Raw genomic sequence first — 24,338 nt, forward strand, 5'->3', positions numbered from 1 at the left:
CTAATTAATAGTAAATCTGGAGTTGTATTTCATATACACCTCTGTATATGAAAACACAGAGCCTCTCATGTCTCATGATAAATCGACAATCAAGGCTCTTATGGAATCCAACAAATCTAAATATTCGTTATTCATTTGCTAACGCATTATCCTTTGAAATTGAAGATTTCTTTTCTGAAATTTTTAAAATAATGCTATCTGTTTCCACTTGCAATTCAATGTTTTCGTTTGAGAATTCCGGAATGTCTTTGACCGCTATGGTTGTTCCAACCGCTTTACCTTCTAGATCTACTGTAATAGTATCAATCATATCTTTTGGTAAAGAGGCATATGGAATCTCCATTAACATTTTATCCAAAACACCGGTGACAACATCACTATTTTCTAAAATGATGTGTGCTACACTATTAACTTTTGTTTGTGGGTCCAATGCCTGAAAATCAATATGCTCGACTTTACCATTAGCAAAGTATTTGTCCTTAATCTGTGTGATTATGTTTTGGTCATCTAATTTAAGTTGAACCTTGCTTCCCAGCCGTAGTACTCGAAGCAGTTTGTCGGCAGTTTTTTGTTCCATCTGAATCGAGATAGTATTGGCAAGTCCGCCTCCATATACACAGCAAGGTACAATGCCTTTTCTTCGCAATTGCTTTGCCTTTAATTGTTCATTACGTTTTTCCACAGTAATAATATCCATTGTGATCCTCCTTGTGAATTGTATGGTATAAAATAGCCTGTTACTGAAAAAGAAGGGCTTTCATTGTTTCATCCTAAAATGAAACTAAGAAAAGCCCTTCTTCAAAAGACGGTTCTTTTATATCCAATTAATAGTATTATACCATATGTGACGGATAAAAGCAAGTCTATTGTGGGAGAAGTCTGTTGTTTGGAAGATTATTATTATTCGTGTCGAGAAAAAAACAGTTATTTTTCCTCTGATAGTGTTATTTGTTATAAATGTAGTGTTGCAACTACACATTTTATCCACGTGAAAAATTAAGAGCATTTTGGACGAATAAAAATGAAGTTCTTTCTTGACATGATATAACATTATGATATATTATAATGTTATATCAGAAACAGAGGTGCACCCATGAAAGAGAACACAGGAAAATCCAAATATGTAATGCTTGGAATGCTTGCGCTCACGCCCCAGACTGGCTATACGATTAAAAAATGGCTGGAGAATGAGTACAGTCATTTCTGGCAGGAAAGCTATGGGCAGATTTATCCCACCCTTAAAAAGCTTGTAGAAGAGGGTCTTGCAGTCAGCTCACATAATTCAGAACATGGTAACGGGAGGGGGCAGATTATATATACCATTACAGAACCAGGTAAAAAGGAGCTGTCTGACTGGCTTTCCAAAGCGCCTGAGATTGAAAAATTTAGATATGAAATCTTGCTTAAAATATCATTTGGAGATAATACCACAAAAGAAGTGCTTCTTGGACATCTGGATGAATTTATGAAAAGGAATGAGAAGCTCCTTGAGGATATGAACGGTTATATGGAAGAGATGGAGGGAGAAAAAGGACAGAATTTTGACTGCACCTACAGCAAATTGACAGCTCTTTGCGGCATTCATCTGTATTCTGCTATGAAGGCTTGGGCCATTGAAGCAAAGGGTATAATTTCTGCGAAAGGGGAAAAGAACCATGAGACAAAGAATACGTAAAGGCATACTTGCATTTTCGGTGTTAATGTTTCCACTAACTTTTTTCTTTTTATCACCTTATGTCATTGTTTTGTCTGCCACTACAGGTGTGATAAATGGCAGTGCCATGGTATTTGGCTTCCTTCTATTATGTTCCATTTTATTTAGCCGTATCTACTGTGGCTGGATTTGCCCCGGCGGAGCAGTCCAGGACCTTATCTCTGGCGCAAATAAAAGAAACTGGAATAGCAAAGGGAAAAACCTGTCAAAATACATAATCTGGGCTGTGTGGTTTTCTTTTATTCTGTTTCTCTGGATAAAACATCGTCCCTTAAAGGGAGAGTTCTTGTATTTATATCAGATGGATGGGCAATATATGATGATATATGCCATTGTTATGACGATTATATACCTGTTTACAATTAGTACGGGAAGACGGGGAATGTGCCATAGTCTTTGTTGGATGGCTCCTTTTATGGTCATAGGAGAAACGATTTCCGATTTTCTACACATCCCAAGGTTCAGGCTTAAACCCAATCCCGATTCTTGTGTTTCCTGCAAAAAGTGTACAAAAGAATGTCCCATGGGGTTAGACGTTTCCCATATGGTAAAGTCTGGTAATATGGATTCAAAAGAATGCATAAGCTGCTTGGCGTGTGTTGATATTTGTCCGAAACAGGCCATCGGTTTTGGAATATCAAAAAAGCGAACCCATTAATATAGAATAGAAAATGATTGAAAGAAGGAGAATGCTATGAAAGCTTTAGTAGTGTATTTTTCATTTGAGGGTAATACAAAATTAGTTGCAAAAAAGATATCAGAGACAATAAACGCCGATCTTGTGGAGCTCAAGACCAGTAAGGTTTATCCCAAAGAAGGCATTGGAAAGTTTTTTTGGGGTGGAAAAAGTGTTATCTTCGGTGAGAAACCGGAGTTGATCAATCAACCCATTGATATGAAACAGTATGATGTTATTATAATCGGTACACCAGTGTGGGCAGGAACTTTTGCACCGCCTATAAAAAGCCTGATCAGTCAGTATCCCATCCAGGGAAAAAAGATAGGGATGTTTGCATGTCATGGCGGTGGGGGAGCTGCAAAGTGTTTTGAAAAGCTAAAGAAAGCTCTTCCGGGAAATGAGTTTCTAAGTGTGATTGATTTTGTTGAACCACTCAGGAAATCCGATGGGAATACAACTAAGGCAATAAAATGGGCAGAGGGGTTAAATATTTCAAAAGATATCTAAAGCGCAATCTGCTATGGTAGCTGGACTATTATAAGGATAATCAAATAGAATCAAATGGTATGATAGGCCCTCACAGAAAAGTGCGGGCTTTTTTTGTACCTATTTAACAAGAAGTTATAATATATAAATTCTTATTATAGGAGATGAGCTTCATCAAGAATACCATAAAGAATTTGATAGCCCTCTATTTAGTTATCTCGACGGGCTAAACGACAATGAATTAAAACTCATTCAGGAGTTCTTAAAACATGCAAATCAATTAATTGCCAATCATTTTTAATGATTTTAGGAAAGGGAACAATACCTGCATACTTTCCTTGAAAATACAGAGACTATGGAAGAATAGGAGGTATTATCATGGCAAAAGCAGGAATGAGAAGACCAAGTCCCTATGATTCCAACAATCATGGAACAGAAAATCATGAAAAAATGCACCGTCCCAAAAATGAACAAGCTCAGGTACCAGAAATTCAGGGAGCTGCAAAAAATGGGGATGAAAAGGCTGGTCCTATTAATGCACCTAACTGGGCAAGAGATGATTATAAAACGGGCAACAAGCATGATGGAGAATAATTTTAGGGATATAGAAAAAGCGGCTGAATTTCTTCAGTCGCTTTTTCTATCATGCGTAGTATCTGCAAAAAACTTACAGATGCTTTTTATATTTGGTAGAAATATATCAGAATTACAACTAGGCCTATGAACTAGATATAAAAACACATTTTTTAATAAATTAAGTTAAAAATATTAACCCCCGAAACAATAATCTTGAACATCAGCAATTCCCCAAATTTTACTTGCTAAACCTATATTAGAAAATGTGATTTTATACATTAAAGACCGTTGTAAATTGATAGGCGTTAATTAAATGCTTTCTTTTGTTTTCTCCTTTCTTAAGCGTTACAATGGGCTTTAAATGAATAAAATTTTGCAACGGTTGTTATTTTATATTAATCGATAAAAATAAATGTGTCAGTACAAATTTATAAAAATAATTAACGGTTGACTATAATTGTTACTATGTGTATAATATGCTTTAGTGATAGTAAAAATGGAGGTATTCCGATGGAATTTATAAAAATAGTCATTAGCTTTGTATTGGGAATTACACTATTCTTTTTAGGAATTAGAGAATTTAATAAACATAAAAGAAAATAAAACAGATCCAAGAGTGTAAACTGACAGAAAGACTTTTTTATGTGGTAAAAACAATATAGCTATAAAATAATTTAAACTTTAGCATTTGCAGTTTATGTTCCTAATTGGAACTTAACAATAAATAAAGAACGTGTTGCAAAACCGTTTGTAAAAACAGTTTTGCAACACGCCCTTCCTAGCTAATATACAAAACATTACAATAAATAAGCAGCTAATGGTTATTGTGGTCAGAATGCTCCAAGTTGTTATCATCAATTGGTCTCCTAACATTTTTCTCTTGCGCTTGTTTATATTGAGCTTTTTTTATTTCTATCAACTTTTCTAATTCGTCTAAGGTTTCCTTATCAATATTTTCGCCTTCAGACTTAATTAATGTTGATACCAAATTTGGGATATCGGACTTACTTTCCTTTGGAGAATAATATTGGGAGAATTGCATAAAAGCATAATCATTCGAACTGATAGCAGGTTTGTATTTACGCGCAGTTGTCTTAAAGACTTTTGTATAGGAAGCTACTGCAACCGCATTTTTTGATAGAAGAGATTGAAGAGCATTCTGTATACTAAAGATACTAAATTTGTTATCTCCGATGAATTCAAAGATTTCCGAGGCAGTCAATGCTCTATCTGACTCCCATAAAATATACATTACTTTCAGTTCTCTATTAGTAAATTTAATTAATGACACAGTAGTCACCTCGCTGATTATATGAATGGATTAAGTATAAATTGATTTATCTATATTGTCAACCGATGATAAATAAGTTAATAGAGCGTAAAACCAATAGATTAATTAAAACCGATACGAAGCAGACATATTTTTCCTTTACATGGAGGGGCCGGCAGAACCTAAAGGTCCTGCCGGCTGAAGTATGAAAAAGTATATTATAAAAAGGTTTCTCACCTCTTGTGTCTCTAACTATACTTGGAAAGTGTGACGGGATTTTGATAGATGTGTGAAGAGATTGTGAAAGGTACTAATTCCTTGCTTTGTCCAGTCGGTATTTTCTTACTCTTAAAATCAGATATCCACCGAATACCAAGTTATAGACAACAATCGTTATCACATAATTTACCCGATAAAACATACTTATTTCTGAGGCAGGATCAAAAGATTTTATGATGGAGGGAATAAAGAGTACCATCAGATATATGTAGAGCAGTGCAAACCACGGATAAGCAAGCCGCTGAACCTTCTTCCATACCTGCGGTTTCATCTTACGACGAACCTTTATAAAAGAAGTTACCATTAATAGTATCATAATAGAAAACAAAGGAGCCGTGATAATCAGTGCAATGATTCCCCTAAGATCCAGTTCTTTGGGACTGTTGAACAAAGTTGGAATGTAATATGCTCCATAGGCAAAGGAATGAGCCAATGTAATCAGGCAGGCGATAATAGATAAATACCCTCGAATTGGCATCAAAGCCTTAACGACTTTACTTTTACGATCCAAAGCACCAATATACATGACGATTACAAATAAGGCAGTAGAAAAGGCGCCTCTCCAAAAGACTGAAATAATATAAGTATAGGTCCATTCTGGAAAGACGGAGTAAAGATCCATTATCTTGTAGCATGCGCAAAATGCAATGATTGCTACGGAAAGAACGTAAAAAACGCCTGGGTGTTTTTTGATTGCACCTTTGCAAAGAAAAACAAATAGAACAGCTTCCAATAGTGCGATTAAAAATATCATTGATTTGAATTCTCCTTTAGGATGTTGCAGTTTCATACTGCAAATAATAGTTAGTCAAAACTAACAAAATAGGTATAGCACAAGCGAAGCCATGCGTCAAGTTTTTTATTGCATAATAGTACCTGAATAATTCGGTGGAGAATTGAAACACTAATCTTAAATAAAAATAATCAATAAGACAGGAGGGAATCACAATGCAAGATAACAAATTTCTTAGTACAGCAAATGATCTTCCAATGATGGCACTGAAAGAAATTCCAGAACCAAACGCAGATGCTAAGCAGATCGTCGCATTAGTAAAGGAAAGCGGTCGGGTCACCGGATATAAGCTATCCGATGGAAGAATTCTTAATAAGGAAAACGGAGTAGAGCTAGCAAAGCAGGGTGGCATACAAGGTGTGGGAGTTTCCTCCAGAAATGGAAGTGAGTATTTAAAATCTCTTCCTGATGGCAGTGAAAGCAATAATTTAAGCAGTTTACCGTCTGTCACAAATTAAAATTGGTAATTAGTAATAATGAATAGTAATTTATAGAAACTCTAAAAAATATGTTGCTAAAATTGCTTTGTTCCACTATACTATAGTCAGTGGATGGTGATTGCGCTAGCAAGCTATACCTGTTTATTATGTTATTTTGGCTTTTTTAGCCTATAATAGCATAGTAAGCAGGTTTTTTTTCGCTAAAGGCAGAATTTTAAAGATGATTTATCACAAGAGATAGGGGTGAAGACCATGATCATTTACAAAGTGTTTAATAACAATGCAGTCGTAATTAAAGATGAAAACGGGGTGGAAAAAGTTGTTATGGGCTGCGGTCTGGCCTTCAAAAAGAAGAACGGTGACGAACTGGATGAAAGTAAGATTGATAAGATCTTTGTCCTGTCCGATCCTTTGGTCAACAACCGATTTCAGGAGCTGGTTGCAAGCATTCCCATAGATTATGTGGAACTGGGAGAAGAAATCATAGAATATGCGGCTAAGGTCCTGGAAGTGGATTTAAATGACACCATATATCTCTCCCTCATCGATCACCTGCATTCCGCTGTGAGACGATTTCAGGAAGGCATCGGGATTAAAAATGCCATTCTCTGGGATATTAGAAAATTTTATAAAAAGGAATTTGAGATTGGATTAAAGGCACTTGATATGATTGAAAAGCGATTTTCCATCCGGTTGCCAGAAGACGAAGCTGGTTTCATAGCCATTCACCTTGTGGAAGCAGTTACACGAAAGGGTGCCCAGGATATTCACCAGGTGGCTGAAATTATATCCGAGATCACAAACATTGTATCTTATAATTTTCACATATTTTTTAACGAAGATTCCTTATATTATTTCCGATTCATCACTCATTTGAAGTTTTTTGCTCAAAGGTTGTTAGAGGGAAAAACCTATCTTGATGATGAACAAGATGATCTTCTTCAGATCATCAAGAAAAAATATGTAAATGCATACGAATGCGCAGAAAAGATATGTGAATTTCTCAAGAAAAAGTACAAGTATGACGCATCCAGTGATGAGTTGCTTTATCTGACACTCCACATCGAACGAGTGGTATATAAGACTGTTTTATGACGAGATGGTTACATTAAGTTGGCTAAACTTTCATATTTCATATAAAAGAAAAATGGAGGTAATAACAATGGGAAAATATGACCTGTTGGCAAAAGACATCATCAAAAAAGTCGGCGGCAAGGATAATATCGTAAGCCTTGTCCACTGTGTAACCCGTCTGCGTTTTAACTTAAAAGACGAAAGTCTGGCAGACGATGAAGCGTTAAAACATACGGAGGGCTGCATAACCGTAATGCATAGCGCTGGACAGTATCAGGTTGTTATTGGAAATCATGTGCCTCAGGTATTTGCAGATGTATGCAATCTGGCAAATATTAAAACAGAGGCGGCGCCAGAGAAAAAGCGGATGAGTTTTAGAGAAAAATCTTTGGATCTTATTTCCGGCATCATGATGCCAGCTATCGGCATCTTGTGTGCCTGCGGTATGTTAAAAGGACTAAATTCCATTCTAGCATACCTTGGACTTTATTCTGATGCTGATGGAATCTATATTCTGCTCAATGCCATAGGCGATTCTATTTTCTTCTTCTTCCCGGTTGTGATTGGCTTTAACACAGCGAAGAAGATAAATATGAATCCATTCTTAGGCCTGATTATTGGAGCGGCACTGTGCTATCCAACCATCAATGGAACGGATGTACCTTTATTTGGCCATGTAATTAACACGACTTATACTTCAACCTTACTACCAGTCATTTTGATTGTATTCCTGGCAAAACCTTTGGAGAGCTTTTTTAACCGGGTAATTCCTGATATGATAAAGACCTTTATTACACCAATGTTAGTGCTGCTAATAGCCTTACCAATCGGCTTTGTAGTCATTGGCCCTCTTGCCAATATGCTTTCTAACGGCATTTCACAGAGTGTGTTATCTGTATACAAACTGAATCCTATTATCGCTGGATTTTTAGTAGGCGGATTGTGGCAGATCATGATCGTATTTGGCGTTCAGATTGTTTTGGTGGTTTTGTGTATTACAAACATCATAGCAGGAACACCAGATCCTATTTTGGCATTTACTACCTTCGTTACCTTCTCAACAACCGGAATGATATTTGCAATATGGTTGAAGACAAAAGATAAGTCTTTAAAGCAGATTGCACTTCCTGCATGGATTTCTGGGTTCTTTGGAGTAACCGAGCCAGCAATTTATGGAATCTTGCTTCCAAGAATGAAACAGTTTGTTTTGTCCTGTCTCTGTGGTGCTTTTGCAGGTGCCGCCACTGCAGCATTAGGTTTAAAGTATCACACCATGGCAGGTATGGGACTTTTCGAAATCCCAGCGTTGCTTGATCCTGCACAGCCTGGCAGAAGTTTGATCTATTCACTGATTGCAGCTTCAGTTTCTCTTGTAGTTGGTTTTGTTGTTTCCTTTGTTACGTTTAAAGATGAAGCACCTTTAAATACAAAGGATGAAGATACTTCTGAGAAATACAAAAAGGATGTCATTGCTAGTCCAATAAATGGTAAAGTTATGGCCCTTGATCAGGTAAAGGATGCAGCTTTTGCAAGCGGAACTCTGGGACAAGGCGTTGCTATTACACCAACAGAAGGAAAGGTTACCGCTCCTTTTGACGGTACCGTGGTGATGTTATTCCCCACCAAGCATGCAGTAGGACTGATGTCTGACCATGGGTGTGAGATTATCATTCACGTAGGAATGGATACGGTGCAGCTAAGTGGAAAATATTTTGAAGCCCACGTAAAAGAAGGAGATAGGGTGAAAAAGGGCGACCTTCTTATTTCCTTTGACAAAGATGCCATTGAAGAAGAAGGGTATTCTTTGGACACCCCGATTTTAGTTACTAATACGAAGGATTATATGGAAGTCATTGCAATTAATAACAGTGGCTCTACCGTTCATTGCGGCGATGATTTGATTGCCGTATTATAACAGACAGGAGGAATGAAATTGTTTCCAGATCATTTTTTATGGGGCGGTGCGGTTGCAGCCAACCAGTGTGAGGGAGCCTGGAGGGCTGATGGTAAATGGGATAGCATTGGCGATCATCTAACAGCAGGTTCCCGGAATAAAAATCGGGTATTTACGACTGAAATTTTGCCAGATGAGAGTTATCCCAGCCATGAAGCAGTCGATTTTTACCACCGTTACAAAGAAGATATTGCATTATTTGCAGAAATGGGATTTAAGGTTTTTCGGCTATCCATTGCCTGGAGCAGAATATTTCCCAACGGAGATGATGAAATTCCTAATGAAGAAGGCCTTAAATTCTATGACCAGGTCTTTGACGAATGCAAAAAGTATGGCATAGAACCAATGGTCACTTTAAGCCACTTTGAGATACCGTATCATCTGGTAAAAGCGTATCAGGGATTTGTAGACCGTAAGGTCATTGATTACTTTGAACGGTACGCCAGATGTGTTATGACACGTTACAAAGACAAGGTGAAATACTGGCTGACTTTTAATGAGATCAACTTTGCCACCATGCCAATGGGTAATCTTGAAGTTCTAGGGATTATCAACCGGGAAAATGATGAAGTGGCAAATCCTCTCGATGATGTAAACCTCCGCTTTCAGGCACTGCACCATGTGTTTCTTGCCAGCGCCAGAGCTGTAATCGCAGCAAAGGAAATCAATCCTGATTTTAAAGTGGGTTGTATGATCGCTCACATTACCATGTATCCTTTGACTAGCAGGCCAGAAGATATGCTGCTCTTACAGGAGCTTGATCATGTCATCAATGATTTTTGCGGAGATGTGCAGGTAAAAGGAAAGTACCCTAGTTATGCCTTGCGTTACCTGGAAGAAAAAGAAGTGAATTTAGTCTTTGAGCCAGGAGATGAAGCCACGTTATTAGAGGGCCGCGTTGATTTTTATTCCTTCTCCTACTATATGAGCAACTGCATCACAACAGAGGATGGACATGCTACAACTCTTGGCAATTTGCTAGGTGGAGTAAAGAATCCTTACCTGGAAACAACCCAGTGGGGATGGCAGATAGATCCCAAAGGTTTGCTCTATACACTGAACAAAATCAATGACCGATATGGCATTCCTATCTTCATTGTTGAGAACGGATTAGGGGCTGTAGATGAACCGGATGAAAACGGTTGCATTCATGACAATTATAGGATAAACTACTTAAGACAGCACATAATTGAGATGGAAAAAGCCATTCTCAACAAAGTTGATTTGTTCGGATATACAGTCTGGTCTGCTCTTGATATTGTAAGCTCCGGTACAGGAGAGATGCGAAAGCGGTATGGATTTATTTATGTGGATAAAGACGATCAAGGGAACGGAACCATGAAACGATCTAGGAAAAAATCGTTTTACTGGTATAAAAAAGTAATAGAATCAAATGGGGGAGATTTAACAGATATATAGACCCATAATGGCAGGGAAGGGGTGGATCCGTTTTGCATCCATTCCAGCCCTGCCTTTTTTTATGGAGTGTCTGACTGACTGTCACTGGGGCAAAAGGGAACAACTAGATAGGATCAATGATCTGCAATCAGCTTTGTCAAAATCAATGATAAATAGGGGTAAAGCGAGATGAAGTTATTTTATACCAAACCGGCAATGAAATGGGAAGAAACCTTGCCTATTGGAAATGGCAGTCTTGGTGCCATGATATGGGGCGATGCAAAGAAAGAATGTCTGGGACTGAACGAAGAAAGCCTGTGGTCAGGTTATTACCACGATAAGAATAACAATAAGGCTTTTGAACACCTTGAAGAGTGCCGTAGGCTCGTAGAAGGGGAAGCGTTTGAACAGGCAGAAAAGGTCATTCGGGAAAATATGTTAGGGGAATATAATGAATCTTATATGCCTCTTGGCAATCTTTATTTTACCTTTGATCATGGAGAAGAAATTAAAAACTACAAACGTTCTCTAGACCTGGAACATTCGGTTTCAAAGGTCAGCTATCAGATAGGAGAACATCGCTATACAAGAGAATACTTTGCAAGCTATCCAGCTAAGGCAATTTTTATAAAGCTTCAATGTAACAGCCCGGCCTTAAATTTCAAGGTTTCCTTTGAATCAGAGATGAGCAGTGAGACAACTTATTCTTTAGATGGTTTAAAGATAACGGGTGTTTGTCCAGAGCATGTAGACCCATCCTACATAGATGTCAATGAGAACCCTGTGATTCAGGGAGATAAAGGCATGAAGTTTCATGCAGGATTAAGCGTAATAAAGTGTGATGGAACCATAGAAAAAGAAGAACAGTCCATAAGTATTACCAATGCATCGACAGTGATTCTAGCATTTTCTGCGGTAAAAGAGCCAGAATATAATCCTTCCATGTCCTATGACGAGATGAAGGAGATACATATTAAGGATTATAGGGCCTTATATGAGAAGGTGGAGCTTTATCTTGGTGAAGATAATGATCTTACAACCGATGAAAGGCTTGAGCGACTGAGAAAGGGTGAAGAGGACAATTCTTTGTATGTCCTGTTCTTTCAGTATGGCAGATATCTATTAATCAGCTCATCCAGACAGGGAAGTCTGCCTGCTAATTTACAGGGAATCTGGAGCTGGCAGTTTAGAGCACCATGGAGCTGCAACTGGACCACCAATATCAATGCGCAGATGAATTACTGGCTTGCTCAGAGTTGCAATCTTAAGGAATGCCTGCCTCCATACTTTGAATTAGTCAATAAGCTTTGTGAGGAAGGAAAAAAGACTGCAAAGGTTCATTATAACTGCAGAGGTTTTGTCCATCATCACAATGCGGATTACTGGTGCAATACAAATCCAGTTGGTGTGGCCTATGGAGTTGATCATGGAGAGGAAGAATCTGTTACCTGGTCTATGTGGCCCATGGGTGGTGCATGGTTGACCAGTGAATTGTTTCGCCATTACGAATATAATCCAGATGAGGAATTTTTAAAAGATACCGTCTATCCGGTTTTAAAAGAATCCGCCATGTTTTTAATAGACTGGCTTTACGAATATGAGGGCAACTATGTAACCTGTCCATCAACTTCTCCGGAAAATAAGTTTAAAGCGCCATCGGGTGCTCCTAGTTCAGTGGCTATGTCTTCTGCCATGGACCTTGCTATCATTCGGGAAGTGTTTGGGAATTTCCAGAAAACCTGTGAGATCTTAAAGATTGATGATGAAATTTTAGAAGAAATATCCGAAAGACTTTCAAAGCTCACTCCATTTAAAGTAGGAAGCAAGGGACAGCTTCTTGAATGGAATAAGGAGTTTGAAGAGTGCGAGCCTGGCCATCGTCATCTATCTCATCTATACGGAATGTTTCCTGGAGAGATATTTGAAGGAGATGAGAAACTTACAGAGGCTTGCAAAAAGTCTATGTCCCTGCGTTTAAGCAGCGGTAGCGGTCATACGGGTTGGAGTTGTGCCTGGATTATTAATTTATTTGCGGTTTTAGGGGATGCAGAAAATGCATACCATTATTTAAATACCCTTTTGACAAGATCCACCTACGAAAATCTTTGGTCTGCTCATCCGCCATTTCAGATTGATGGAAACTTTGGAGGAGCTGCTGGATTAGCCAACATGATGGTTCAAGACCGAAACGGAGAGATTAAGATCTTACCTGCAATGCCAGCTCAATTTGGCACTGGATATGTAAAGGGGCTTAGAATCAAGAACGGAAAAACAGTGGATATCAATTGGGTAGATGGTGAGTTAAACAGTTATCGGATCTATTGATGGGGAATAGGAGTTAAAAATAAGGTGTAAATAAGTTTCTGAAAGAGAAATTTGTTTGCACCTTTTTTGATCTGGTTATCAATCCCAAGATTTGACTTTATTAAATTAATGTGGTAGTATAGAAAATGAAGTGACATCAACAAGTGAAGTTTGTAGGAAAATGGCGTAAGCCTACCGAAGGAGTAACACTCTCAGGTGCCCGAAAAATCGGGTGTGGACTATAAATGGATGTAACTCTGGAGAATCCCTTTTAAGGGTGCCGAAGGTGTAAGGGACGGATAAAACCGTTTTAATCTCTCAGGCAAAAGGACAGAGAACCTATATGTGATTTTTTTGGGGTTTTTTTGTGCATATCCGGAGTCAAACCATTTTTTGGTTTGGCTTTTTTATTTGTTGATGCAAGAAATTTTTGCAAAAATTTATAAGGAGTGTTCGAGTATGGAATGGTTTTCTGGATTGGTCCTAAGTATTAACAAAGTTTTATGGGATGTATTTTTAATTGTTGTACTGTGTGGTGTAGGTCTTTATTTTACCGTAAGGACCAGGGGCATACAATTTCGTAGATTTAAGGATAGTTTTCGGATGACCTTTGGGTCTATTACCTTTAAAGGGAAAGAAGCCAGTGAAAAAGAGGGCATGACATCTTTTCAGTCCCTTCTCACCTCAGTATCTGCGCAGATAGGTACAGGTAATCTGGCGGGTGTTGCGACAGCTATGATTTCTGGAGGACCTGGTTCCGTATTTTGGATGTGGGTCAGCGCGATCTTAGGCATGGCTACCATCTATGCAGAAGCGACTTTGGCTCAGCGTTATAAGACCATAGTGAATGGTGAGTTGGTAGGCGGACCAGTTTATTATATTAGGGCTGCCATCAAAGGTCCAGCGGGGAAAATGGTAGCAGCAGTTTTCTCTGTGCTCATCATTATAGCCCTTGGTTTCATGGGAAATATGGTTCAGGCAAACTCGGTAGGAGGAGCTATGGAAGCGGCATTTGGAATTCGTTCTGAATACGTGGGAGTTGCCCTGGCGATTTTATCGCTTCTAGTCTTTTTAGGCGGTGTAAAACGAATTGTTGCGGTAGCGGAAAAAGTAGTCCCCTTTATGGCAATTTTCTTTACCTTAGCATCCCTAATTATCATGATCGTGAATTTCCGTAACATCATTCCAGCTTTTTATGATATCTTTGTAGGCGCGTTTAATCCTAAGGCAGTGTTAGGCGGAGTTCTTGGAGTTACTGTACAAAAAGCCATGCGTTTTGGAATTGCCAGAGGTTTATTCACTCATGAAGCTGGTATGGGGTCAACACCTCATGCTCATGCGCTGGCACGTGTGAAAAACCCATGTGAACAGGGTCTTGTTGCTATGATGGGAGTTTTTGTGGATACCATCGTATTGTTGCCATTAACTGTGTTGGCTATCTTAACGACTGGTGTCCTTGGATCTAGAGATGCAGCAGGGGAATTTGTAACCGGAATTGAGCTGACTCAATCTGCCTTTGCTCAAGTCTTTGGCCACTTTGGCTACGTTATTATAGCGATCTGTGTGTTTTTCTTTGCATTTGCTACTATCATGGGTTGGTACTTTTTTGGCCTTGCCAATGTGAAGTATCTCTTTGGTAAGAAAGCCATTCCGTTTTATGCAGTGATGGTTTCGATATTTGTGGGAATTGGCTGCGCACTAAAGGTAGATCTAGTCTGGAGTTTGGCAGATCTCTTCAATGGTCTCATGGTTATTCCAAATATATTGGCGATTACATTGCTTGGAGGCGTTGTTATAAAGCTGACGAAAGACTGGGAAGCAGGAAAGCCATATGATAAGGAAAATTAAATATAATTAAAAACATAATATCCTCGTTGACTGGATTGGTCAGCGGGGATTTCTTTTATGTTATAATTTTGTAAACAAATACAAGAAAACTTAAAATTAATTAATGCTTACTTAATGGCTTTCTTAAAATAAAGGTATATAATAGGTCTTTGTGGGTCAGCCACACATAGCAGCGTGAGGAGGACATAAGAGTGGCATTTAGTAGTTTAGAATTTGTTTTTCGTTTTTTTCCGGCATTTCTGGCACTCTATTATCTGGTGGCCGAAAAGCATAGAAATAAAGTCCTTCTAATAGGAAGTCTTTGTTTTTATGCCCTGGGTGATATTAGGTATCTTCCTATTATTATAGTATCTGTTTTCGTTAATTACCTTGCAGTCAGACAGATGATTCGTCATCGCAATCATGAAAAGATCTGGCTTTTTGTATCCCTGTTGTATAATATAGGGACATTATTTTTCTTTAAATACTCCAATTTTCTAATTGAAAATGTGAATACCCTTTTAAGGATTAGTCACTATGAGAAAAACCTGCCTCTTTTGAATCTTGGCTTACCTTTGGGGATTAGCTTTTATACGTTTCAAATCATCTCATGTGTTGTAGATGTTTATCGAAAGGAAATAAAAGAAGAACTAACGTTTTTTCGGTTCGCTACCTATGTAACCATGTTCCCTAAAATATTATCTGGGCCAATTACTTCCTATGGAGAGATCTCAGACGAACTGACAACCAGAAAGTACAACATCTTTAAGATAGAAATGGGACTGAGGCTTTTTATCTTAGGGTTGGGAATGAAGGTTCTTGTAGCAGACCGTATTGGAATGTTATGGAATGATATACAGACTATAGGTTTTCAAAGTATCTCCACCCCCCTTGCATGGCTTGGTTCCATGGCATACAGTATACAGATTTATCTGGATTTCCAAGGATATTCCCTTATGGCGATAGGAATAGGAAGAATGCTGGGATTTCACCTTCCAAACAATTTTAATCACCCCTATATGTCTAAATCCGTCACTGAATTTTGGCGGAGGTGGCATATGACCCTTGGTATGTGGTTTCGAAGCTATGTGTACATTCCCTTAGGTGGAAACCGTTACGGCATGAAACGGCTTGTAGCAAACCTTCTTGCAGTATGGATTCTTACGGGGCTTTGGCACGGAGCAAGCTGGAACTTCATATTATGGGGATTTTTGTTGTTCCTCTTAATTCTACTTGAAAAGCTATTCTATAAGCCTTTGCTTGATCGGTCAAGGGTTCTTGCAAGACTCTATATGCTTTTTGTGATGCCTGTAACCTGGATGATCTTTGCCATCAATCAAAGTAAAGATTTAATAATCTACCTTGGAAGAATGTTTGGAATTAGTCACGGCTTTAATGTAAATCAACATGATTATATTCGATATCTCAGTCAATATAAATGGATGTTTCTCATTGGAGGTTTTCTTTGCTTCCCTTACGGAAGGCGGTTATTTAATCGGTTTCAAAACAGCCTGGCGTGTACCATATTCCTGTTGTTTCTATTCTGGTACTCCGTGTACCTTATTTCCAATGGGGTAAATAATCCCTTCCTATATTTTAAGTTTTAGAAGTACATATATGAAGAAAGGGTTAGAATGAAACAGTTAAAAGATTTTAAAAGATACCGTTTGCTTGCTCTGATTTTTGTCAGCACCTTGATTCTGTCGTCCATTGGATTCGCAGGGAAAAATACGGTATATGCAGATAATACAATTGATTTGTTGAAGTCACCTCAGCTTATGGTAGTGTTTGAAGGGGTAAAGCAGGGGAAATACCCATGGGATGTTTTAGCTCAGCCAACTAAAACAGAGGAAGTATCAAAAGAGATTGAGGTGAAAAAGGAGGAAGTACCAGTCATAGAGCCCGCCTGGGAAGTAGAGACTGCATCAACTAAAGAGGCGACCCCTTCTCAGGCCCAAGAATCCAATCCATTTACAAAGGTAGATGAAAGATATTTTGATGATGCTTTATTTATCGGAGATTCCAGGACAGTTGGTCTGTCTGAGTATTCCAATTGGAAAAATCCAGTCTATTATGCTGATGTAGGCCTTACGGTATATCATGTATTTGATAAAGAAATCGCAAATGTAAATGGGGAGACCATGAATATAGACCAGGCTCTTCAAAGACAGAAATTTGGTAAGATTTATATTATGCTGGGGATCAATGAACTTGGAAGAGGGACAACGGAAACATTTGCAAGGAAGTATAGTCAGGTAATTGGAAGAATCAGAGAGCTCCAGCCAGATGCCATCATCTTCATTGAAGGAATCATGGGAGTTTCCAAGAAAAAATCAGATTCAGATCCTATATTTAACAATAAAAATATACAGGAAAGAAATGCAGCAATTGAGACTCTGGCAGATAATAGTTCTATCTATTATATTGATGTTAATCAGGTCATTATGGATGATTCTGGTGGAATTCCTTCGGAATATACTTTTGATAATGTTCATTTAAAGGCCGCTTACTATAGTATTTGGACAAATTATTTGATGGAGCACGGCGTCATAAGAAAACCTTAAGGAAACAAGATACAAATTATAATAATCCAGGTATTCTCATAATGCTCATTTTATATTATAATTTATTAGGTATGCTTAATTTGGCGAAAAGTGGTACATAATGGATAAAGCCCAGTTTTGGGGAATAGAGAGGCATTCTGGATGAATCGATTTGATGATATTGTTAATAACACTCTTGCGAAAAAGATTTTAAGTGTTATATTGCTTGCCCTGTTTATGTATTTATTTCGGGGAATGTTTAATCAGCTTCTGCTCATTTTTATCATTACATTTATTTTAGGGCAGTTGCAAAAATATATATACGATAAGGTGAATGCCCGTATAAAAGTTAGTCGTAAGCTGATCACTATACTGATGTATCTGGTAATTCTTCTGATCTTTACGATCTGTGGAATTGTATATATTCCAAAGGTTACTCAGCAGTTATTTGATATTGTCAATCTGATCTCCAAGTTTGACTTAAATCAGGTACAATCAGAAATAAATATTAGTATCATTAACAGCATTCCAAAGGAACAGATTGACGGATATATCCGGATGGCAGAAAGTCATCTTCTTGGTTTTGTTGCAACCGCTGGTACCTTCAGCATTAATTTAGTGCTTTCTTTCTTAATCAGTTTCCTCTTTTTATTAGAGCGGGATGAGATTCTTGGTTTTTTAAAGCAGATGGAGAACAGCAAGGTGTCTTTTCTCTATGAGTACTTTGTATTTTACGGCAAAAAGTTTTTAAATTCCTTTGGTAAGGTGATTGAATTACAGATTGTTATTGCATTCATTAATTCGCTATTGTCTGTTTTGGCTCTAACGATTATGGGCTTTCCTCAGACACTGGGCCTTGGGGCTATGATATTTATTCTAGGACTGATACCAGTAGCAGGAGTGATTATTTCTCTCGTTCCTCTTACCATTATTGCATTTAATATAGGTGGTGCGATTAAGATTATTGAGGTAATCGTGATGATCGTTATACTTCACTCTCTGGAGACTTACGTGTTAAATCCTAAATTGATGTCAGCCAAAACAAAAATACCCGTATTTTTAGTATTCTTAATTTTGTTAGTGAGCGAACATTATATTGGAGTTTGGGGACTTCTTTTTGGAATTCCGCTTTTTATGTTCTTTTTGGATATTTTAGATATTAAGGTGAAAGATAAAACGTAATATAGATAGATTCCTATCTTCCAGCCGCTTTTTTATGAGCGGCTGGCTTTTTTTGTTTTGATATAAATATTCGTATTATGTATAGGTGAGTGAAAGACTGATACATATTTTGAATTTGTTTCGAATACGCCCTAATGCTATAATCGTGCTAGAATTCATTATAGATTAAGGAGTATATAACGTGTTTGATCTCTCTTATTTTTTCGGGGTATTTCCAGTCATTGCTTCAAAATTACAAGTGACGCTTTCCTTGACTTTAACAGCAGCTATTTTTTCCATTGTTATCGGCGTCATAATTGCGGTAATCGGATATTATAAAATATGTTTCTTATATCCAATTACCCGCTTTTATCTTTCGATTTTAAGGGGAACCCCTCTCGTTGCACAGTTATATTTTTTTTACTATGGACTGGCGCGGGTCAGTGAAATTGTGTTAAATATGAAACCGTTGACAGCAGTGGCTCTGGTATTAAGCTTAAATACCGGTGCCTTTATGTCGGAAAGCATACGTGGTGGCCTGCTATCTGTTGATTCCGGCCAAAAGGAAGCGGCTGCTATGTTAGGTATGTCAGAACTTCAAACCATCAAAAGGATTGTTTTGCCTCAGGCGTTTAGAGTGTCATTGCCATCTCTATTTAATGATTTAATAAATCTTTTAAAGGCTACCTCGCTGGCGTTTATGCTAGGTGTGAGAGATATTATGGGACAGGCCAAAAGTGAAGGGGCTCAATCTTTTCGTTACTTTGAGATATATCTGGCCGTAATGATTATTTATTGGATTTTAGTTTTGGGATTTTCTCATTTTCATAAGATTATGGATAGAAAATGTATGGATATGTACTAAAAAGAAACTTAAATTAGGGAGGAAATACGAATGAAAAAAATGATACCGATTCTACTGGTAGCTGCGGCAGTTGCACTTTGTGGCTGTAGCAAAAGCACTTTATCCAATCCAGTAAATAAAGAATCCATCACCGAAAAAAGTGCTAATGTTGAGCACCGTAAAGTAAGAATTGCAACAGGTGGCACAGGAGAGCCTTATAGTTTGCTTAGTAGTGACGGGAAAGACTGGACTGGAATTGATGCAGAGATGTGGAGTGAAATTTCAAAACGTACAGGCTGGGAGATTGAATTTAAGCAAGCGGAGTTCTCCTCCTTGTTTGGAGAACTGGATGCTGGACGCATTGATGTAGCAGCAAACTGTTTTGCAACAACAAAAGCCAGGATGGAAAAATATATTACGTCTCACCCTTATTATGGGGATGCCCAGTGTGTAATCGTCAACGAAGATCAATCGGATATCAATACATTGGAGGAGCTAAAAGGCATAACAATTGGGGTAACCCAGGGACAGGCTTCTCAGGTGTCTGTAGAAAAATTAGCGGATACATATCAGTGGAATGTTGTAGTTTATGAAACAAGTGATACGGGCTACCAAGATCTTTACTTAAAGAGAATCAATGCCATGGCAACCACGGACAGCCTCGTTCATAAATATGAGAAGTCTCAGAATATGAAGTTCCATATTTTAGATAACAGATTATTGGCGAATAATGTAGCGTATTATTTTCAACAAAACGATAAGGGACAGGAACTATGCAATGAAGTAAATCAGGTTCTTGATGAGATGATGAAAGATGGTACTACCTCGAAAATCATTACCAAATGGATGTATTCCGACATGACGAAAATGATTCGTGATTGAGCAAGGAAGAGGGAAAGGAAATGATTGAAATACGAGACCTGCGCAAGTCCTTTGATGGGCGGACAGATATTTTAAAGGATATTAATATTACCATTAAAAAAGGAGAGATCGTGGCAATTCTTGGTTCGTCTGGAACCGGAAAATCCACATTGCTCAGATGCCTGAATTATCTGACCAAACCCACAAATGGAAGCATTAGAATCGGTACCACATCCATTGATGCAAAAAAACATACTAAGAAAGACATCATGGAACTTCGCAGTCATTCCGCTATGGTATTTCAAAATTATAATCTATTTAAAAATAAGACAGCCATGGAAAATATCATAGAAGCGCTGATCTGTATCAATAAAAAGAGTAAGAAAGATGCTCAGAGAATTGGATTGCAGTTATTAGAAAAGGTTGGAATGCTGGATCGGAAGGATTTTTATCCTTCTAAGCTTTCTGGTGGTCAGCAGCAGCGTATCGGCATTGCCAGAGCATTGGCAGTGGAGCCAGAGGTACTTTTGTTTGATGAACCTACCTCTGCCCTTGATCCTGAACTAGTGGGTGAGGTATTAAGTACCATTCAAAAAGTTGCACAGGAAGGTGCCACCATGGTTTTGGTGACTCATGAAATTATGTTTGCCAGGAAGATAGCCACCAGAATCTTGTTTATGGCAGAAGGAACCATTGTTGCGGATGGGACACCTGAAGAGATATTAGATTTTCCTAAGGATGAGAGACTGAAACGTTTCCTGGATTATAATGTAAATTGATCAGTCTTTCTGTTAAAAATAGAGGGTTATAAAAGAAGGGAGTTATACGATGATACAGATGAAAAAAGAGCTACCTCAGGTTTTTGATAGTTTTGCGGAAGCAAGAAAAAATGGGTTTCTTGCAGTGAAAAAAATTAAAGATTCCGGAAAAGGAGTAGTGGGTCAGTTTTGCACTTATACACCCCTTGAAATTTTCATGGCTGCTGATTTGGTATCCGTAAGCCTTTGTTCCACCAGTGATGAGACAATACCTGAGGCAGAAAAAGATCTGCCAAGTAATCTATGTCCTCTTATTAAATCAAGCTATGGTTTTGCGGTTACGGATAAATGTCCTTATATGTATTTTGCTGATTTGGTAGTAGGAGAAACGACCTGCGATGGAAAGGTGAAAATGTATGAATTGCTTGCAAAAAAGAAAAATCTTCATATCCTTCAGCTTCCTCGTAATCAGTTTACAACAGAAGCAAAGGCACTTTGGAAATCGGAACTAATACGTCTAAAGGAGCGGGTAGAAAAAGATTTTGGTGTGACAATTACGGATGACAATCTAGTTGATGCGATAAAGAAGCGTAACGTTGAGCGAAGATTATTAAAGGAGCTGTATGAGCTGAGCACCATGTGTCCTCCCCCAATTACCGGTCTTCGCCAGCTCCAGATCTTGTTTGGCTCTCAGTTTAAATTTGACTGGCAGGAAAAGACGGATGAAATACGAAGTGCAATCAAGAATATAAAGGAAGCGTATGAGGCTGGTGAGCGTCCAGTTTCAGAAGATGCACCCCGTATCCTCATTACAGGCTGTCCCATGGGGGGCGTAACAGAAAAGGTAGTTAAAGTAATAGAAGAGGCTGGTGCTGTCGTTGTTGCTTATGAAAACTGTACGGGTGCAAAGCAAATGGATAGACAATGCAGGGAGGAGGGAGATCCACTGACTAATATTGCAGATCATTATCTCCAGATTGGCTGTTCTATTATGACGCCTAATCCCAACCGTTTCGAGCTTTTAGGCAGGTTATGCGAACAGTTTCATGTAAACGGCGTGGTGGAGATGACCTTACAGGCTTGTCATACTTATGCAGTGGAGTCATATACCGTAAAGACATTTCTGAAAGAAAAGAATATTCCTTATCTACAGTTAGAAACAGATTATAGCACCGCTGATATTGGTCAGCTATCAACAAGAGCTGGTGCATTTGTGGAGATGTTATAAAGAATGGAAAAGATAGCAGTAGGAATTGATTGCGGCTCGGCCGCTTGCAAAGGAGTTCTCCTAAAAGAAAATCTGGTTGCCGCCACTTGTGTGAAACCAACTGGCTGGAGTCCAAGAGATACTGCAAAGGCAGTGTATCAGGAGTTGATGGAACAGGCAGGGATTCTTGAAGAAGAAACATGTGTAGTGGCAACTGGATATGGAAGAGTGGGAATTGATTTTGCTCATAAAAGAATCACTGAAATCACGTGTCATGCATTAGGCGCAGATTATCTTCTGCCTAAAGTACACACAATCATTGATATTGGTGGTCAGGATTCTAAAGTTATATCGGTAGAAAGTGGCAAAGTAATATCTTTTCAGATGAATGACAAATGTGCCGCCGGTACAGGAAGATTTTTGGAAATGTCTGCTCACCGCATGGGAGTCGACTTAAATGAATTTAAAAAATTATTAGAGGAAGGTAAATGTTGTTCTCTTAGCAGTATGTGTGCCGTGTTTGCTGATTCAGAAATCGTATCCTTATTGGCAGCGGGGAAAAGCCGTGAAGAAATTGCTGGAGGAATTGTTCAATCCGTAGTACAAAGGGTGATGGCGCTGGCGGGAAGAGTTTTTGTGGAATCTCCCATCCTTCTAACTGGTGGATTGGCAGACTTTGAAGGAATGAGAAAGGTACTGGAACAACAGGTTGGGCACCCAATTCATGTATCTCAACTATCCCGTTACGCGGGGGCAATTGGAGCAGCATTAAAAGCATGAGATGTGGAACCATAATAAAACAAATACAAAATGCACAATTGGGAGTCTTCAATTGTGCATTTTTGTATAAAAATATCATCAATACAAATTGAATATGTGAGAAGTATACACAAAAATGTCGAAATAACGATGCTTTATAGATAAAACTAATAAAGAATACCACCTATATTGTCAATATTTGCTTGTAAAAGATAGTGTGTTCTATTATGATATAACTGTTGATTGTAGACAATCTACAGTTTGGCGTGTTTCAAACAGGAAGCATGTAAAAGCAGTACTCCTGTCTTACAAAGAATTTATAAAACCTTTATAAAGTCTAACTGGTTTAAGGAGAAGTTATGGACATTCGTAAGATTAATAAGTTTACCACCTGTGGAGGCTGTATTGCCAAACTGCCCCAGGGTATGTTAAAAGAGGCGTTGTTAAATATACCTCATTTTGACGATCAAAATCTTATTGTTGGATTTGATACTTCTGATGATGGGGCAGTGTATCGTTTAACGGATGATCTGGCAATCATACAAACACTTGATTTCTTCCCGCCAATGGTGGAAGACCCTTATTTATTCGGGAAGATTGCAGCAGCAAATGCATTAAGTGATATTTATGCGATGGGGGGTGAAGTTAAGGTTGCGCTTAATATCGTCTGCTTTCCTGAAGATGAAGACCCTGGAATTTTGGGAGAAATTCTTAGAGGAGGAGCGGAAAAGGTAAAAGAAGCAGGAGGAGTCCTTTGTGGAGGACATTCTATTGCAGATAAGGAAACAAAATATGGTTTATCTGTGACTGGCATCATTCATCCAGAAAAAATCATGAGAAATAATGCTTGCCAGATGGGGGATGATATCATCCTCACCAAGCCATTAGGGGTGGGCTTGGTATGTTCCTCTTATAAAGCGGGTGAGGCTTCTCTTGAAAGCTATAAACAAGCCGTTCAAAGCATGCAGACATTAAATAAGTACGCCGCACAAGCAAGTAAAAAATACCGGGTGCATGCGATCACCGATGTAACTGGATTTGGTTTCTTAGGACATCTAAATGAAATGGTTACAGAAGAATATTCCATTCAAGTAGATTGTTCCCGCATCCATTATATCCCGGAAGCATTTCATCTGGCAGAGCAATATTTGATTACGGGTGGCGGTCAGAAAAATCGCAAATTTTTACAGGACAAACTACGGTTTGAACAGGTTTCCAGACCAATACAGGAAATATTATTTGATCCCCAAACTTCCGGAGGTTTGCTGCTTAGTGTGGACCCGCGGGATACCAAAGCGCTGTTAGAGGATCTGGCTGACTTGAAAATAATAAGTGCTAACATTGCTTCCGTCATATTACGTCAAGATAAGAACATCATTATCTCTGGCTGATCCATTACATATTGGGATTC

The 24,338-nt window shown here is 38.4% G+C and carries 22 protein-coding genes and 1 riboswitch; of the genes, 19 read left to right on the top strand and 3 right to left on the bottom strand.

Going from position 1 to position 24,338, the window contains the following annotated elements; all coding sequences use genetic code 11:
• Positions 1-127 precede the first annotated feature (127 nt).
• On the bottom strand, positions 128-697 hold the full coding sequence (locus tag BET01_RS17095) for a 50S ribosomal protein L25/general stress protein Ctc (protein ID WP_120198092.1): 570 nt from the start codon (positions 695-697) through the stop codon (positions 128-130).
• 396 nt (positions 698-1,093) lie between these two features.
• On the opposite strand from BET01_RS17095, the gene BET01_RS17100 reads away from it, so the two are divergent.
• The 4 genes from BET01_RS17100 (at position 1,094) to BET01_RS17115 (ending at position 3,473) form a co-directional block, all read left to right on the top strand.
• The gene (locus BET01_RS17100) at positions 1,094-1,675 is read left to right on the top strand and encodes a PadR family transcriptional regulator (protein ID WP_120198093.1); all 582 of its coding nucleotides are present in this window, start codon (positions 1,094-1,096) and stop codon (positions 1,673-1,675) included.
• On the top strand, positions 1,656-2,372 hold the full coding sequence (locus BET01_RS17105; RefSeq protein ID WP_120198094.1) for a 4Fe-4S binding protein: 717 nt from the start codon (positions 1,656-1,658) through the stop codon (positions 2,370-2,372). The genes BET01_RS17100 and BET01_RS17105 overlap by 20 nt, the downstream gene beginning before the upstream one ends.
• 36 nt (positions 2,373-2,408) lie before the next feature.
• On the top strand, positions 2,409-2,900 hold the full coding sequence (locus tag BET01_RS17110) for a flavodoxin family protein (protein WP_120198095.1): 492 nt from the start codon (positions 2,409-2,411) through the stop codon (positions 2,898-2,900).
• A gap of 357 nt (positions 2,901-3,257) precedes the next feature.
• A complete protein-coding gene (locus BET01_RS17115) occupies positions 3,258-3,473 on the top strand; it encodes a hypothetical protein (protein ID WP_120198096.1) in 216 nt (71 codons plus the stop codon).
• A 796-nt stretch (positions 3,474-4,269) separates the two neighbouring features.
• Here the strand turns inward: BET01_RS17115 and BET01_RS17120 are convergent.
• Positions 4,270-4,746 (bottom strand): BlaI/MecI/CopY family transcriptional regulator, encoded by a 477-nt coding sequence (locus BET01_RS17120; RefSeq protein ID WP_120198097.1) that lies wholly within the window; start codon positions 4,744-4,746, stop codon positions 4,270-4,272.
• Between the two features lie 289 nt (positions 4,747-5,035).
• Complete coding sequence (locus BET01_RS17125; protein ID WP_158585093.1) at positions 5,036-5,758, bottom strand: ferric reductase-like transmembrane domain-containing protein; 723 nt, start codon at positions 5,756-5,758, stop codon at positions 5,036-5,038.
• Between the two features lie 194 nt (positions 5,759-5,952).
• Here BET01_RS17125 and BET01_RS17130 point away from each other — a divergent pair, with 194 nt between their 5' ends.
• The 15 genes from BET01_RS17130 to selD all read left to right on the top strand — a co-directional run bounded on the left by BET01_RS17130 (position 5,953) and on the right by selD (position 24,318).
• The gene (locus BET01_RS17130; protein WP_120198099.1) at positions 5,953-6,255 is read left to right on the top strand and encodes a DUF3892 domain-containing protein; all 303 of its coding nucleotides are present in this window, start codon (positions 5,953-5,955) and stop codon (positions 6,253-6,255) included.
• A gap of 234 nt (positions 6,256-6,489) precedes the next feature.
• Positions 6,490-7,332 carry a BglG family transcription antiterminator LicT gene (gene licT, locus BET01_RS17135; protein WP_120198100.1) on the top strand — a complete coding sequence of 281 codons (843 nt, stop codon included), beginning with the start codon at positions 6,490-6,492 and terminating at the stop codon, positions 7,330-7,332.
• A 67-nt stretch (positions 7,333-7,399) separates the two neighbouring features.
• Positions 7,400-9,226 (top strand): beta-glucoside-specific PTS transporter subunit IIABC, encoded by a 1,827-nt coding sequence (locus BET01_RS17140; RefSeq protein WP_120198101.1) that lies wholly within the window; start codon positions 7,400-7,402, stop codon positions 9,224-9,226.
• Positions 9,227-9,238: 12 nt separating this feature from the next.
• Positions 9,239-10,684 carry a glycoside hydrolase family 1 protein gene (locus tag BET01_RS17145; protein ID WP_166428741.1) on the top strand — a complete coding sequence of 482 codons (1,446 nt, stop codon included), beginning with the start codon at positions 9,239-9,241 and terminating at the stop codon, positions 10,682-10,684.
• 168 nt (positions 10,685-10,852) lie between these two features.
• Entirely contained in the window at positions 10,853-12,988 is a 2,136-nt protein-coding gene (locus BET01_RS17150; protein WP_120198103.1) for a glycoside hydrolase family 95 protein, read from the top strand.
• A 226-nt stretch (positions 12,989-13,214) separates the two neighbouring features.
• Positions 13,215-13,311: riboswitch (glycine riboswitch) on the top strand.
• A 115-nt stretch (positions 13,312-13,426) separates the two neighbouring features.
• Positions 13,427-14,815, top strand: coding sequence for an alanine/glycine:cation symporter family protein (locus tag BET01_RS17155; RefSeq protein WP_120198104.1), 1,389 nt, complete (start codon positions 13,427-13,429; stop codon positions 14,813-14,815).
• A 191-nt stretch (positions 14,816-15,006) separates the two neighbouring features.
• Positions 15,007-16,401 (top strand): MBOAT family O-acyltransferase, encoded by a 1,395-nt coding sequence (locus BET01_RS17160; RefSeq protein ID WP_120198105.1) that lies wholly within the window; start codon positions 15,007-15,009, stop codon positions 16,399-16,401.
• Positions 16,402-16,428: 27 nt separating this feature from the next.
• A complete protein-coding gene (locus tag BET01_RS17165; RefSeq protein ID WP_120198106.1) occupies positions 16,429-17,358 on the top strand; it encodes a GDSL-type esterase/lipase family protein in 930 nt (309 codons plus the stop codon).
• Positions 17,359-17,499: 141 nt separating this feature from the next.
• On the top strand, positions 17,500-18,519 hold the full coding sequence (locus BET01_RS17170) for an AI-2E family transporter (RefSeq protein ID WP_120198107.1): 1,020 nt from the start codon (positions 17,500-17,502) through the stop codon (positions 18,517-18,519).
• Positions 18,520-18,700: 181 nt separating this feature from the next.
• Positions 18,701-19,363 (top strand): amino acid ABC transporter permease, encoded by a 663-nt coding sequence (locus tag BET01_RS17175; protein WP_120198108.1) that lies wholly within the window; start codon positions 18,701-18,703, stop codon positions 19,361-19,363.
• A gap of 30 nt (positions 19,364-19,393) precedes the next feature.
• Positions 19,394-20,224 carry a transporter substrate-binding domain-containing protein gene (locus BET01_RS17180; RefSeq protein WP_120198109.1) on the top strand — a complete coding sequence of 277 codons (831 nt, stop codon included), beginning with the start codon at positions 19,394-19,396 and terminating at the stop codon, positions 20,222-20,224.
• Positions 20,225-20,244: 20 nt separating this feature from the next.
• Entirely contained in the window at positions 20,245-20,982 is a 738-nt protein-coding gene (locus BET01_RS17185; RefSeq protein WP_120198110.1) for an amino acid ABC transporter ATP-binding protein, read from the top strand.
• 52 nt (positions 20,983-21,034) lie between these two features.
• The gene (locus tag BET01_RS17190) at positions 21,035-22,189 is read left to right on the top strand and encodes a double-cubane-cluster-containing anaerobic reductase (RefSeq protein WP_243117269.1); all 1,155 of its coding nucleotides are present in this window, start codon (positions 21,035-21,037) and stop codon (positions 22,187-22,189) included.
• A gap of 3 nt (positions 22,190-22,192) precedes the next feature.
• A complete protein-coding gene (locus tag BET01_RS17195; protein ID WP_120198112.1) occupies positions 22,193-22,948 on the top strand; it encodes an acyl-CoA dehydratase activase in 756 nt (251 codons plus the stop codon).
• Positions 22,949-23,286: 338 nt separating this feature from the next.
• Positions 23,287-24,318 (top strand): selenide, water dikinase SelD, encoded by a 1,032-nt coding sequence (selD, locus tag BET01_RS17200; protein ID WP_120198113.1) that lies wholly within the window; start codon positions 23,287-23,289, stop codon positions 24,316-24,318.
• Positions 24,319-24,338: the final 20 nt, after the last annotated feature.

The sequence above is a fragment of the Lacrimispora algidixylanolytica genome (assembly GCF_003609635.1).
Classification (GTDB): Bacteria; Bacillota; Clostridia; order Lachnospirales; family Lachnospiraceae; genus Lacrimispora; species Lacrimispora algidixylanolytica.